At 31.2% G+C, this 14,045-nt stretch carries 11 protein-coding genes; all 11 read right to left on the bottom strand.

The genetic code is table 11. The features are described 5' to 3' along the window. Window positions 1-22: 22 nt before the first annotated feature. The 11 genes from dnaE to HMPREF1984_RS00010 all read right to left on the bottom strand — a co-directional run bounded on the left by dnaE (window position 23) and on the right by HMPREF1984_RS00010 (window position 13,746). Window positions 23-3,496 carry a DNA polymerase III subunit alpha gene (dnaE, locus tag HMPREF1984_RS00060; protein ID WP_021765806.1) on the bottom strand — a complete coding sequence of 1,158 codons (3,474 nt, stop codon included), beginning with the start codon at window positions 3,494-3,496 and terminating at the stop codon, window positions 23-25. Between the two features lie 15 nt (window positions 3,497-3,511). Continuing rightward, window positions 3,512-4,303 carry a Cof-type HAD-IIB family hydrolase gene (locus HMPREF1984_RS00055; protein WP_036099200.1) on the bottom strand — a complete coding sequence of 264 codons (792 nt, stop codon included), beginning with the start codon at window positions 4,301-4,303 and terminating at the stop codon, window positions 3,512-3,514. A gap of 17 nt (window positions 4,304-4,320) precedes the next feature. Beyond that, complete coding sequence (locus tag HMPREF1984_RS10830; protein WP_021765804.1) at window positions 4,321-6,090, bottom strand: DUF4032 domain-containing protein; 1,770 nt, start codon at window positions 6,088-6,090, stop codon at window positions 4,321-4,323. Between the two features lie 15 nt (window positions 6,091-6,105). Further along, entirely contained in the window at window positions 6,106-6,714 is a 609-nt protein-coding gene (locus HMPREF1984_RS00045; protein ID WP_021765803.1) for a metallophosphoesterase, read from the bottom strand. 107 nt (window positions 6,715-6,821) lie between these two features. Continuing rightward, window positions 6,822-7,964, bottom strand: coding sequence for a cysteine desulfurase family protein (locus HMPREF1984_RS00040; protein WP_021765802.1), 1,143 nt, complete (start codon window positions 7,962-7,964; stop codon window positions 6,822-6,824). A 117-nt stretch (window positions 7,965-8,081) separates the two neighbouring features. Beyond that, on the bottom strand, window positions 8,082-9,500 hold the full coding sequence (locus HMPREF1984_RS00035; RefSeq protein WP_021765801.1) for an NADP-dependent glyceraldehyde-3-phosphate dehydrogenase: 1,419 nt from the start codon (window positions 9,498-9,500) through the stop codon (window positions 8,082-8,084). Between the two features lie 50 nt (window positions 9,501-9,550). Then, complete coding sequence (locus tag HMPREF1984_RS00030; protein ID WP_021765800.1) at window positions 9,551-10,447, bottom strand: alpha/beta fold hydrolase; 897 nt, start codon at window positions 10,445-10,447, stop codon at window positions 9,551-9,553. 111 nt (window positions 10,448-10,558) lie between these two features. Further along, the gene (locus HMPREF1984_RS00025; RefSeq protein WP_021765799.1) at window positions 10,559-11,359 is read right to left on the bottom strand and encodes an energy-coupling factor ABC transporter ATP-binding protein; all 801 of its coding nucleotides are present in this window, start codon (window positions 11,357-11,359) and stop codon (window positions 10,559-10,561) included. Beyond that, window positions 11,356-12,255 (bottom strand): energy-coupling factor ABC transporter ATP-binding protein, encoded by a 900-nt coding sequence (locus tag HMPREF1984_RS00020; protein WP_021765798.1) that lies wholly within the window; start codon window positions 12,253-12,255, stop codon window positions 11,356-11,358. The genes HMPREF1984_RS00025 and HMPREF1984_RS00020 overlap by 4 nt, the downstream gene beginning before the upstream one ends. Next, window positions 12,242-12,994, bottom strand: a complete 753-nt coding sequence (locus HMPREF1984_RS00015) for an energy-coupling factor transporter transmembrane protein EcfT (RefSeq protein WP_021765797.1) — start codon at window positions 12,992-12,994, stop codon at window positions 12,242-12,244. The genes HMPREF1984_RS00020 and HMPREF1984_RS00015 overlap by 14 nt, the downstream gene beginning before the upstream one ends. A 152-nt stretch (window positions 12,995-13,146) precedes the next feature. Continuing rightward, window positions 13,147-13,746 (bottom strand): hypothetical protein, encoded by a 600-nt coding sequence (locus tag HMPREF1984_RS00010; protein WP_021765796.1) that lies wholly within the window; start codon window positions 13,744-13,746, stop codon window positions 13,147-13,149. Between the last annotated feature and the right edge of the window lie 299 nt (window positions 13,747-14,045).

Below are 14,045 nucleotides of genomic sequence, written 5' to 3'. Positions count from 1 at the left end.
ACATAGAAGACTTTTTTTCAATCTAACGAATCTTTATTTTTTTTATACCTACCAGACCCGCTAATTTCCTCATAAATTTTCTGGATAAATTCACATTGTATTTACTGCTCAGCTTTATAATTTCTTTTTTTTCATCTGTGGCCATTGCAAGTAGAACTTTATTTTCTCCCCTATTTTCCAGAATAAGTTTTTTCAGCTCAACTATGTTTTCCCTACTTTCATCATCAATTAAGACATATAAATTCAGAAATTTATTTTCATCTAATTCATCAAGGGCATTTATATGGCTCAGCACTACTGAATATCTGTTTCCTTCCTGATTCAGATGTCCTTCAACCATAGCTATCCCATCTTCAAATATTTTATATCCAAATTTTACGAAATCCCTAGGAAAACATATAATTTCCACTGTTCCTGTAAAATCTTCCAGTTCAAATTTCACCATAGGTTCTCCGGAATTTTTTGCTACAAGTTTATTTAAATTTTTCATAATTCCGATTAACCGTATTTTTGTGAATTTTCCTATTTTTCTTCTATTTCTCGATCTTTCAAGGTCAGAAATCTTCATATGTTCTATCATTTCCAGAAGTGCCTTTTTTGAAGACAGAGGATGTGCAGAAACATATATGCCTAAATATTCCTTTTCATATTTCAGCATTAAATTCTGTGGAAATTCTTCTGTTTTCGTCAAACTGAATTCCCTTATCCTTTCGCTTTTCCCTCCAAAAAGAATTAATTGAAGATCCTCCTCGGCTTCATATTTTTTTATAGCCCATTCTAAAGTTTTGTCAATTGACAGAAATTTTTCCTGCCTGTTGCCCGGAAATTTATCCAGACTCCCTGAAAGTACAAGAGATTCAAGCTGTTTTCTATTTAGCCCATACTGCTTCATTCTATACACAAAATCTTCATAGGATACAAAAGGTTCCCTTCTTTCCTCCATAATATCCATGACAAAATTTCTTCCTATTCCTTTAATTGCCGTCAGACCAAATCTTATGCCATTTCCTTCCACTTTAAATTCCGCGTCAGAAAGGCTTACATCCGGCACCAGAATTTCAATATCCTTTTCCCTCGCTTCATTTATAAAGAGGGAAAGCCTGTCAATATTATACATTTCAGTAGACATGACTGCTGCCATAAATTCTACAGGATAATTTGCCTTAAAATAAGCAGTCCAGTAAACCACAAGTGCATATGCCGCTGAATGCGACTTGTTAAATCCATATCCACCAAATTTGTCAATTAAATCATAAATTTCATTTGCCTTTTTTTCAGCAATTCCTTTTTCTACAGATTTTCTTACAAACTTTTCCCTGTTCTGTTCTATTATTTGAGGAATTTTTTTCCCGATTGCCCTTCTAAGTTCGTCAGCTTCCCCCAGGGAATAGTCTGCCATTTTACTCACTATTTTCATTACCTGTTCCTGATAGAGTATAACTCCATATGTTTCTTCCAGAATCTCCTTCAAGGAATCATGAGGATATTTTATTTCCTTATCCTTGTTTTTAGAAGCTATAAAATCATCCACCATACCGCTTTGAAGAGGCCCTGGACGATAAAGGGAAAGTAATGCCGTTATATCATCAAATTTTTCTATTTTTAACCTCTTCATAAGCTGTCTTATTCCATGCGATTCACATTGAAATATTCCCAGGGTGTCTGCCTTTGAAAGAAGCTTATAAGCCTTTTCATTATCAAGTTCTATGGAACCGAGGCTTATTCTTTTATTTGTAGTTTTTTCAATATTTTCTACTGTTTTCCTCAAAATTGTAAGGTTTTTCAGTCCTAGAAAATCAATCTTTAAAATACCGAGGTCTTCCAGTTCCTTCATTTGATACTGGGTAGAAGGGACAGCTGTCTTCCCGTCAGAATAAGTTGGTATTTCATCATCCAGTATTTCTTTTGAAATTACCATTCCGGCGGCGTGTACCGAAGCATGACGCACCCTTCCTTCAATTTTCCTGGAATAGTCTATCATCGTTTTTACTTCATTGTCTTCATTGTAAAGATTTCTCAAAACTTCAATATTGTTAAGGGAATCTTCTAAATCCATGTTAAATGGTATATTTTTTGCCACCACATCGACTTTTTTCAGGTTTATATTAAGAACCCTTCCAACATCTCTTATTGCAGCCCTCGCCTTCAGTGTACCAAAGGTTATTATATGTGCCACATGCTGTGAACCATACTTTTTAAGAACATATTCAATGACAATTTCCCTCTGTTCCTGATCGAAATCTATATCTATATCCGGCATTGAAATTCTTTCAGGATTTAAAAATCTTTCAAAAATCAGATTATACTTCAAGGGATCTATTTCTGTTATATCAAGAACATAAGAAACAAGACTTCCAGCGGCAGAACCCCTTCCAGGACCTACAAATACTCCAGCATTTTTTGCAAATCTTATAAAATCCCAGACAATTATAAAATAACCGTTATATCCCATATTATTTATTATCTGAAGTTCATATTCCAGTCTTTCGATTACCTGCTTAAAGCCATTATCTTCCAGTTCTTTCTTTATTTTTTTTTCGTTTTCCTCTATTACATTATCAGCATCTTCCTCAATACGTTTTCCCATATACTTTAAAGCTGCCCCTTCATATACCAGCTTTCTTATATACTGTTCTTCACTTGTTCCTTCAGGAAGTTCATATTTTGGAAACTTGAAGTTATCAAACTCAAAATCAACATTACAATTTTCTACAACATAATTAATATTTTCAATTCCTTTATCAAATAACTCATCTTCAAAATTTAAAAAATTCTGTTTCATCTGATCATAGGATTTCAAATACAAATCATCATATAATATTTCATAACGGTCTGCTTCTATCCTGTTTCCTTCCTTTATGGAAGAAAGTATTTTCTGAAGTATTGCTTCTCCGTTTTCAGGATAATAGACGTCGTTATTTATTATATAATTTATTCCTGTTTCCCTTATCATTTCAAATAGTGATTTTCTCACTGTTTCAAGCCTCATAGCAGCAGGCACTTCAATATAAAAATTTTCCATGAAATCCTTATGCAGTTTCATTGCAACTTTTTTTGCTTCAGGATATTTATACCGGCTTAACCCATCAACAATTTCACCGTGTATTCCTCCCGATAAAATAAATAAATCTGAACTGTATTCCAGCAGTTCTTCATATTTTATTTTATTTCTTCTTCTGTTAAAACGGCTGTATGAAATTGAAGATAACTTACATAAATTCCTGTATCCATTTTTATTTTTTGCCAGAAGAGTCAGTGAATACTCACCTTCCGATATTATTCCATCTAGAAATACTTCCAGCCCGATAATAGGTTTTATTCCGGATTTCTTACACTTTTTATAAAATTCTATTACTCCAAACATTGCAGTATCCGTTATTGCAAGAGTGTCTATGCCCAGCTTTCCGGCTTTTTCTATGTATTCTTCTATTTTCCCTACTCCTTCAAGAAGGGAATATTCCGTATGCAGCTTTAAGTGTGCTATTTTCTTTTCCATTGCACCACCTGTTTTTTATAAAATATCTTTTATTATATGATAGATTCCTTCATCATCATTTGATAAAGTTATCCTGTCTTCCGTAAATTCCTTTTTAAGATCTTCTGAAGCATTTCCCATAAGATATCCATATTTTACCAGTTTAAGCATGTCAAAATCATTCCACTGGTCTCCAAAGGTCATAACTTCATCTTCTGAAAATCCGTATTTATTCATCAGTTCTTTTACAGCTTTTCCTTTACTCACACCTTTGTTCAGCACTTCCAGATATGTAGGCTGTGAAAAAACAAAAATTGACTGAGGTAACTCCCTTTCAAGTTCTTCCTTCAATTTTACCAGCTTTTCATTTTCTCCAAGAAATAGTGCCTTTGTTGAAGTTTTTCCAATAAATTCATCAAAATTAACAAGAACATATTTCAGTCCTGTTTTCTCAGCATATGCCTTTCCTTCCGGAGTTTCATTTTCCACATAAAGCTTATCATCTGAGTAAAGATTTAAGTGTATTCCTGTTTCCCTTGACACTTCAATTACCCTTTTTACTGTTTCAGCTGTAACAGGATTTTCATAAAGTGTTTCCGATGTGGAAGGATCCACTATTTTTCCACCATTATATGTTATAACTGGAGTTGTTATCCCCAGCTGTTTCAGGTATGGAAGTGCTGCGGCGTACATTCTACCCGTTGAAATAAATATTTTCACTCCATTTTTATCAAGTTCTATTAATTTTTCCTTTAATTTATCTGACATTGTATGGTCACTTTTCAAAAGAGTTCCATCCATATCCATAAATATAGCTTTTATTTTCATTCCGGCCATCCTTCCATTTAAATTTCTCCTAAATTTTTCATTATGAAAAAATCAATAAATCCATATTCGTATCTTTCCTGCGAATTTTTTTCGTAACTATTTTTCAGAATTGTATTTCTTTCCATGTGCATTACTTCCTGTGTCTTATATTCATTTATAATTTCATCAAAACTGTAAAATTCTTCCAAATCCTTTTCAATACTAGTTATAAACTTCTTTTCTCCATAGTTATCAAGCATTATAAAAAAATCAGTATATGTTTCATATCTTTTTATTTCTCCATATTTTTCAAGTAATTTTTTAAATTTTTCAGCATCTTCCAAATTCTTTAAAAATTCTTTTTCCTTTTCCTTCACAAGAAGTTTTTTCACTCCATAAAGCATATCCATATTTTTAGTATCAACAGCAATTTTTATATTTTCTGCCATTATATTTTCATATTTTGCACTTTTTCCTTCTGATAAAAGAATCTTTTTTAATCTTAGCAAATGGAAAAATTCATTCTGAAGATTTCCGTACTCTCTTGGTGAAAATACATTTTCTTCATTTATCCACATTAAAATTTCTGTAATTGGTAAAAATATTTCAAGAATATAGTTTAATACTGATATTTTCTTTTCTGCATGGAAATCAGTACTTTCCGTTTTATCTTCCAGTTCCTGCTGTCCACTTCCTGTATTTAATATTTCCAGTTTTTTTCCCTTATTTAAAATTTTCATATATTCTAAAATATATTCTGTAAAAATATCTTCCTGATTATCTGTCCCAGATAAATATTCTGAATATCTTACAGGAAGTTTTTCCAGAGCTTCAGAAATATATTCTGATATTTCCTTCTTTAAAAGTTCCTTTTTTTCTTTTTTCTGCTGAAATTCCGGATCTATCAGTTCTTCATCCAGTACCGCCAGTTTTATATACTTATCAATGGCTTCCTGCGTTTCAATTTTGCATATGTCGTGCAAATTTCTATTCCCATTCGTTTTCACAAGATTTATAAAATCTATTGTACTGTAAAGATACCCTTTATTTTTTCCTTCATTTTTACTCAGATAATATTTATGATCCAACAAAAACATAAATACATCATTTATATTATTTTTCTGACTTTCTGCTGTATTATTTTCTTCCAGTAAAACTTTTATTGGTAAAAATACTTCCTTATACCACTTTGCCGCACCCTCTTTTAAAGTAAATTCCTTATTTCTTCTTTTACTTAAAAGATTAGTATAACTTTCTATTTCTTCACGTAAATACTTATATTTTATTGGTTCTGACAATATTATCCCTTCAATTCCTGTTTCCTTTTCAAAAAACATATGTTCACGGTAAATTACCTTATCCTTTGTATCTTTAGTAGGTAAAAATTCTTCAACTTCAGCTTCAATTGAAGCAAAATTCAAAAATTTAGCTACAGAAACCCTGTGATTTCCATCATATACATAATAGTCATCTTTTATTTTATAAAGAATAACGGGTGGGAGCATTGTTTCCGCCATGTATGCTGTGTAAATACTTATCCATCTTTGTTTTACAATATTATTTTTAGGAACAAAATTTTTATCAAAATACGAATATTTTTCAACACTTCCAACTATTTTCCCTAATGGAATTTCCTTTATCCCCAAATTTACGCTGTTATAGGCATTTTCTTCCTTCTGTACTTCAGCAAAGGATTTCAGATTTTCCTGTTTTTTAAAATTCAATCCCAGAATTCCTCTGGATGATTTCAAAAATTTTTTATAAGCAGACTGTGCCTCTGAAAAATATATTAAATTCCTGCTATCCATTTTTCCTCCAATTATTTATTTTTCAATCGTAAATATTCTATATCCGAAAGTGTTGGATACAATAGTTTCTCCTACTTCCGTATCCTGATAATTCATGAAATTCGATAAATGGATATGGCCATGTATCCAAAGTTTAGGCTTAAAATATTTTATAACTTCATGAAATACCTTAAATCCATTATGGACTCCGTCGTTTACATCATGAATCCCTTCAACAGGTGCATGAGTTAAAACTATGTCCACTCCCTTTATAAGAAAAAATATGTTCTTTAATATTTTTAATTTCATCTGTTTTTCTGTATACTGATGTTCCTTAAATGAATAAACCTTACATCCATCAAGCCCAAGTATTCTCAAGCCTTTGTATTTTATACATTTTCCATCTATAACCTTTGCAAACTCTATTGGATAATCCCTATTGTAAACATGGTTTCCATTTACACATATAAGATCCTTATTCAGTGTAGAAACCAGATAATCAAGATAATAGTTTGAAACATCTCCTGCAGACATGATAAAATCAATATCTCCAAACTTTTCCTTAAGAAATTTTTCCTCCATATTTCTTAAGATTTCAATATCACTTACACATAGAAATTTATATTTCCTTTTTTCATTATGCATCTATCTTCCCCTATTTCCAATTAATTAAAATTTCCTGTATATAATTTTGCTAAATTAATTTTGTGTTGTCAGATACGCCTCAACTATATATTTTTTTACGTTCCAGACTATATACCTCTTTCTATTTTTGCAATTTCCTTTAGATTTTCTACAAAATAGTCAATTTCTTCAATTGTCGTATCCTTTCCAATACTTATTCTAAAAGAACTTTTCAATTCCTCACTGTTTAATCCCATTTCCTTTAAAACATGAGAATCTTCATGTGCTCCAGACATGCATGCCGAACCGCCGCTCACACATATTCCCCTTAAATCAAGTGCAATTAAAAGAGTCTGTATATCACAGCCTTTCAGACATAAATTTGTAATTGTTTTTAATCTTGGCGATTTTTCTCCATTAATTTTTATATCTTCTATTTCATTTTTAAGACGTCTTTCCAGATATTCGTGTATCTCTTCTTCCATTGCCTCTATTTTATCCATATTTTCATATGCTTCTTCCATTGCAGTTCCCAGTCCTAAAATTCCCTGAAGATTTTCTGTTCCAGCCCGTCGGTTTCTTTCCTGAGATCCTCCCCATATTTCCTTTTCAACCTGAAACTTTTTATCAAGATAGACAAATCCCGCTCCCTTCGGCCCATAAAATTTATGTGCTGTCACAGTCATCGCACCTATTTTCAAATCCTTTGGAAATATCTTTTCCTTACACATTGCCTGAACTGCATCTGTATGAAATATTATATCTGTGTTTTCCAGTATTTGTCCTATTTCTTCTATTGGCTGTTTCACTCCTGTTTCATTATTTGCATACATTATTGACACAATTACAGTGTCTTTTCTTATTGAATTTTTCAGCTGTTCAAGGTTTATAACACCATTTTCATCAACATCTATATATGTCACTTCATATCCTTCATTTTCAAGCTGCTGACACGTCTTTAAAACAGTTGAGTGTTCTATCTTTGAAGTTATAATGTGCTTTCCCTTGGAACTATAAGCATTTAATGCTCCCCTTATTGCAAGGTTATTTCCTTCAGCCCCTCCTGATGTAAATATAATTTCCTTGCTCTCCACTCCAATATATCCTGCAATCATACTTCTAGCAGTTTCTATTGCCGCCCTTGCTTTTTGACCAAGTTTATGGGTTGAAGATGGGTTACCATAATTTTCACTATATGATTCCATCATTTTTTCCAAAACACCTGAAGATATCTTTGTGGATGCCGCATTATCCAGATAAACTAATTTCAATATTCTTCTCCTTTAAAAAAAGTTGCCTCAAATGAGATTATCTCATTGAGACAACCTATTGTAAATACTAAATTACTCTTATAACGGATATTTCTGTCATTTTAAACAGAAACACTATTATAAATCAATAACTATAGATTTAATCTTAGTCATACTCTCAATACTGTATTTTATACCTTGTACTCCTACTCCTGAACCTTTTATTCCTAAAAATGGAAAATTATCAGGACCTCTTTGAGTTTTATTATTTATTTGAACTGTTCCAACTTCCAGTTTTCCTGCTATATCAAAAGCCTGAACTATATTTTTAGTAAATACCGATGTCTGTAGTCCATATTCGGAACCGTTACATATTTCAATAGCTTCATCCAGAGATTTTATTCTTATTAATGGTAAAACTGGACCAAAAGGTTCTTCCCATGCTATTCTCATATCAAGTGTCACATGATCAAACAGCACAGGCCATAGAAGATTTTTTTCCCTCTTTATTTGAGTTAATGCTTTTGCACCTTTTTCCTGTGCATCTTCTATAAGTCCTTCTATAAAGTCTGCTGCCCTGTTATCTATTAACGGGGTAATGTCAGCATTTTCAAACGGATCTCCTACAGTAAGCTTTTCAACTTCAGCTTTTATCAGTCCAGCCAGCTTATCTGCAACACTTTCCATTACAAGAACTCTCTTTATTGCAGTACATCTCTGTCCTGAATAGCTGAATGCTCCACTTACTATATCCTTTGCCGCCTTTTCAAGATCAGCATCATCTGAAACTATTGCTCCGTCTTTTCCTCCCAATTCAAGCAATATAGGACGCATTCCCGCAAGCTCTCCTATTCTCTTTCCAACTGGAGTACTTCCTGTAAAGTTTATAAAATCAACTAATGGATGGGCAATCAGATAATCTCCTATTTCAGAACCTTTTCCTGTTACTGTATTTATAACTCCTGCAGGTATACCTGCCTCATGAAAAGCCTTTACAAGTAACAGCCCACTAATAGCTCCCTGTGTAGGTGGCTTAAATAAAACTACATTCCCTCCTATCAATGCCGGAGCTATTTTTGATGCAGAAAGGTTTACAGGATAGTTGAAAGGTGCTATTGCAAGTACAAGTCCCATAGGTTCTTTTCTTACCATTGCCACTTTTCTTTTACTTGCTGCTTCAAAACTTCCACCTTCTACAATTTCTCCCACAGATCTAAGTCCTTCTTCAGCTGAATATCTTATAAGATCTGCTGTTCTTACAACCTCACTAATTGCAGCCTTTATTCCTTTTGAAACTTCTTTTGCAAGTACAGTTCCTATTATTTCCTTGTCTCTTTCTAAAATTTCTGCAGCTTTATACAAATATTTTGCTCTTTCAACTACAGCCAGACTTCTCCAACCACCAAGGGCAATTTTAGCTGTTTCCATTGCATAGTCAACTTCTTCCCTTGTCATTGACGGAACACTTCCAAGCTCTTCATCATTGATTGGTGAATATATTTTTATTTCTTTTTCTGATTCCTTCCATTCCCCATTTACTAAATTTTTATATTTCATATAATTTCCTCCTATTACATCTTTTCCAGCGTTAGTTTCTATTTTAGTTTCTATTTCTCTCTTTCATTTAACCATTTCAGTATTTCATCATAAATTTCGTACTTATTGATTTCATTTAATGACTCATGTCTCCCATTTTTATTTTCCAGCACATTTATACGTCTTTTCTTTTTCTTCAAAATTTCAAGTATTTTAGTAACATACTCTATATTTACAGATTTATCTTCTGTCCCGTAAATTACTAGCATGTTTGCGTCTTTTCGTACTTTTTTATAACTTCTGTTAATAAACCCCATCATTCCCAAAATCCCATTAAACACTCCTGGTGATATGGGATATCCACAAAACTCACTTTCTACATATTTATTTACTTCATTTTCATCCCTTGTAAGCCAGTCAAATTTTGTCTGATTAGGTTTAAAATAATCATTATATTTCTTAAATTCCTTATTCATAAAGGACTTTTTCTTAAAAAATAAAAGTTTTTCCATTCCTGTTAACATTTTTCCCAAGAAAACTGATAACTTTTTCTGAAGAGGAAATCCTGATAAAATAAAATACTTGTAATTATTTTCAATAACCCATTTCATTGCTATCAATGACCCCATACTATGTCCAAATATAGTAGTATTTTCCGCTTTTATTCCTTTAGGTATAAGTTCATTTTTGAAAAAAAGATTTATATCCTCAAAAACTGCTTTTATTCCCTTTTTACCAAATTCACATACTTCTGAAGTTTTCAGTTCCCCATGGCCTCTAATTTCAGGTACAAAAACATTGTATCCATTTGCAGATAGAAATTTCCCAAATTCTTCATATCTGTCTATCGGCTCAGTTACTCCATGAAATATTATAATATTATTTTTAAATTTTTCTCCACGTTCAGATTCAAAAAACAGATAAGGTACTTTCAATCCTTCAAATCCTTCAAAATATTTTCTTTCCATCGTATTTCCTCATATATTAATTTACGTTTTTATATTTTCCGGGATACGCATTCTCCCTTTTTATTTTCCCACACACGAGGTGGATAATCTATCAATTAAATTAATTTCTTTCTACTTTTTAAATTCTTTTATAAACTCCTCTATTGAAAGAACATTTCCTCCCATTGACAGTTCTTTAGCCAGTTCACTTATATATGGCTGTTTTATCTTACTTTTTTTAAGTACTTCTTCATTCCAGAAAATTTTCCTTTTGTCTCCATCTTCTATTATTTTTTTATTCGCCATAACTACAACTCTGTCAAAATTATTAACAACAAACTCCATATCATGTGTAATTGTAATTATTGTTTTTCCTTTTTCTGAAAGTTTCTTTATTAAATTATTTAAAATTTTCATTCCTTTCATATCCTGGCCTGCAGTTGGTTCATCCATAATGATGACATCTGTATCCATAGCTATAATTGAAGCAATAGTAACAAATTTTCTTACTGAATAGGGAAGATTATAGGGATTTTCCTTTGCAGATGCACTTAATTCTGTCAGTTCCAGAGCAGTTTCAACTAAATTTTTTCTTTCATTTTCAGAATATCCTATTTTTTTCGGTCCAAATTCTATTTCATCATATACATTATTATGAAAAATCTGATCCATAGGATTTTGAAACACGTATCCTACCTTTCTACTCATTTTAGCAACATTATAGTCTTTTGTATTCCATCCGTCAATGACAATATCTCCTGAAGTAGGCTTCAAAAGTCCATTTAACATTTTTACAGCCGTTGTTTTTCCTGCACCATTCTGACCTACTATTGCTACTTTTTCCCCTTTTTCTATACTAAGGGAAATATTATCAATGGCAACAGTTCCATCAGGATAAGCAAAACTCACATCATTTATATTTACAAAACTCATTTTTCCTCCTCCTGACAGGTATTTTCTTCTATTTTAGAATCTTCTGCCAAAAAATTTTTGTGTGCAAAAACTTCCACTGCCTTTTCTTTAGTTATTGGAATTTCCTCAAACTGAACTTTACCTTCATCCATTAATCTATAAGCAAGAGCTGCATATTGTGGAATTCCAATTTCCTTTTCCAACAATATTTTGTTTTTTAATACATCTTCTGTATTTCCTGATAAAATCATTTCCCCTTCATCAAGTACCATAACTTTTTCAGCATATTCAGCTATCAGTTCCAGTTTATGTTCCACAAGTATAATAGTTTTTCCTTCTTTTTTCAGTATATCAATTATTTCAAATATTTCCTCTGTTCCTTTTGGATCCAGTTGTGAAGTTGGTTCATCAATTACCATAATTTCCGGATCCATGGCAATTATTGAAGCAAGTGCAACCTTCTGTCCTTGACCACCAGAAAGTTCATAAGGATTTTTATCCTTTAATTCCTCTATATGAAGTAATTTAAGTGTTTCCTCAACTCTTTTTCTTATATATTCTGCATCTAAAGCGAGATTTTCAAGCCCAAAAGCAATTTCTTCAAAAACAGTTTCCTTAACTCCACTTATTTGGGTAAAAGGATTCTGAAAAACAAATCCTACCTTCTGTACAATTTCCTTTGCAGAATAATCCTTTAATTCCTTGCCTTCCAAAGTTATTTTCCCTTTGAGTTCCCCCTTATAAAAATCAGGAATAAATCTTCTTAATACATTACAGAGAGTTGTTTTTCCACTACCATTTTTTCCAATAACAGCCCAAAATTCACCCTTTTTTATATCCAGATTTATATTTTTCAATATTTCTCTATCTTCCAACGGATATTTATAACTTACATCTTCCAATTTAAAATAACACATAAACCCTCCAGATAATACATAGAATTAAGAAAATCACAAGAAGAATCTTTATCTTTTTATCATTTTCAGTTTCTTTTATGTCATCCAATATTGTTCTTTTCTCTCCAATTGAAAATCCTCTAGCTTCCAGCGTGATAGCTTTTTCTTCAGTATTGACTATTGAAGACAGTACCAACGGTATAAAAACTGGAATTAATGCCTTCGCTCTTACCAGAATATTCCCTTCTGTTTCAACTCCTCTGGCTTTTTGTGAATTCATTATTACATTAGCCTGTTTTGTCATTTCAGGTATCATTTGTAATGATAATAGCAGGATAAATGCCGCTTTTGGATTAAGTCCCTTTTTTTCCAATGCAATGGTAAATTCTTTAGCAGGAGTTATCAAAATCAATAAAGTCAATATTGATACAAATGCTGTTATTCTTGAAGTTAAAATTACCGCTTTAAAAAGTCCTTCCTTATAAACTGAAATAATTCCTATTTTAAATAAAACTTCTCCAGAAGGTAAAAATATACTTTGAACAATAAAAATAGCCAGTAAAAGCCAAAACAGACTAAAAAATAGCCTTTTTACATAAGTTTTCAAACTAACTCCAAAACAAACTGCAATTACTCCACAAATAATAGCCATACAATAATTATAAATATAATTTGAAACTATAAATAAAGACAAAATCAAAGCTAAACTTATAAATAATTTTGTTATTGGATAAAGTTTTTTCATATCATTTTTTGTCATATGATTATTCTCCTGTTTTTTGCAAGATACTTATATAATATTACAATACTGATATGAAATAATCACTCAGCATTGTAATATTAGATTTTTCAGAATTAAAATTAACAATATTAACTTTCTCTATTAAAAGTTCCATATTAAATATTCCTAATTTAAATATTTTTGTCAGATTTTATATAGTTTTTCCCATACTTAAATTTAATTAAATATCTAGCTGACATAGCTTTTATTATAGCCATAGCAACTATAACTGTTATAATTTTATCTGTTGTTTCAGTAATAAGATTTGTACTGAAGACCGCATTCCATATATTACTTCCTGTTGCAAGGAAAAAGGCTGTTATTCCAGCTGTAGCATTTCCAGTATTTCCACCATAAACATATACTATTATAGGTGCAGATACTAATATCGCAATTACTACAAGAGAAAATGCACACAAAATAGTCTTAATAATTATATTCTTAAATTTAAATCTTGCAAGAATACCCATACAAAGAGCCATAATTATGGAAAGTGGCATAAATACAAAATATTCAGGCGAAAAACTTCCCGTAATCAAACTAGTTATAACTGCTGTTGTTATCCCAATCCATGGACCCGCAATTAAACTGATAAAAACAGTTCCAATAGAATCTAAAAATATTGGGAGCTGTAATACTTTCACAATACCAAATCCTGTAAAATTTATAGCAACTGCCACCGGTATTAGTAGAATTGCCATCAAAGAAAAATCTTCCTTAATACTTTTCATTACTGAACCTCCTAAAAAATTATTATATATTAATAAGTAAAACTACTTATATTAATATCATGTTTTTCTATTGTAGAAGTAATTCTTTTCCAAATTTTTTCATATCTAATATTAAATTACACACTATCTTTCAACTTTCAGCTAATATTTCCATATAAATATATTCTTATTATAACATTTTTACATACAATTTTATAGATAATATTTAAAAAATCTATTTTTTAATTTCTAATAAAATGCTATAAAAAGACACAATAATTAACTAATTATACCAAATAAGCAAGAAAAAATGAAGAGGA

It is taken from the genome of Leptotrichia sp. oral taxon 215 str. W9775 (assembly GCF_000469505.1).
Taxonomy (GTDB): domain Bacteria; phylum Fusobacteriota; class Fusobacteriia; order Fusobacteriales; family Leptotrichiaceae; genus Leptotrichia_A.
The sequence above is the reverse complement of the archived record's forward strand: the minus strand, read 5'-3'. Positions and strand labels throughout refer to the sequence as shown.

Coding starts and splice junctions, on each gene's coding strand:
- HMPREF1984_RS00025 (WP_021765799.1), bottom strand. CDS start 11,359: ATGAGTTTTGTAAATATAAATGATGTGAGTTTTGCTTATCCTGATGGA.
- HMPREF1984_RS00010 (WP_021765796.1), bottom strand. CDS start 13,746: ATGAAAAGTATTAAGGAAGATTTTTCTTTGATGGCAATTCTACTAATA.
- HMPREF1984_RS00020 (WP_021765798.1), bottom strand. CDS start 12,255: ATGTGTTATTTTAAATTGGAAGATGTAAGTTATAAATATCCGTTGGAA.
- HMPREF1984_RS00030 (WP_021765800.1), bottom strand. CDS start 10,447: ATGGAAAGAAAATATTTTGAAGGATTTGAAGGATTGAAAGTACCTTAT.
- dnaE (WP_021765806.1), bottom strand. CDS start 3,496: ATGGAAAAGAAAATAGCACACTTAAAGCTGCATACGGAATATTCCCTT.
- HMPREF1984_RS00015 (WP_021765797.1), bottom strand. CDS start 12,994: ATGACAAAAAATGATATGAAAAAACTTTATCCAATAACAAAATTATTT.
- HMPREF1984_RS00055 (WP_036099200.1), bottom strand. CDS start 4,303: ATGAAAATAAAAGCTATATTTATGGATATGGATGGAACTCTTTTGAAA.
- HMPREF1984_RS10830 (WP_021765804.1), bottom strand. CDS start 6,090: ATGGATAGCAGGAATTTAATATATTTTTCAGAGGCACAGTCTGCTTAT.
- HMPREF1984_RS00045 (WP_021765803.1), bottom strand. CDS start 6,714: ATGCATAATGAAAAAAGGAAATATAAATTTCTATGTGTAAGTGATATT.
- HMPREF1984_RS00035 (WP_021765801.1), bottom strand. CDS start 9,500: ATGAAATATAAAAATTTAGTAAATGGGGAATGGAAGGAATCAGAAAAA.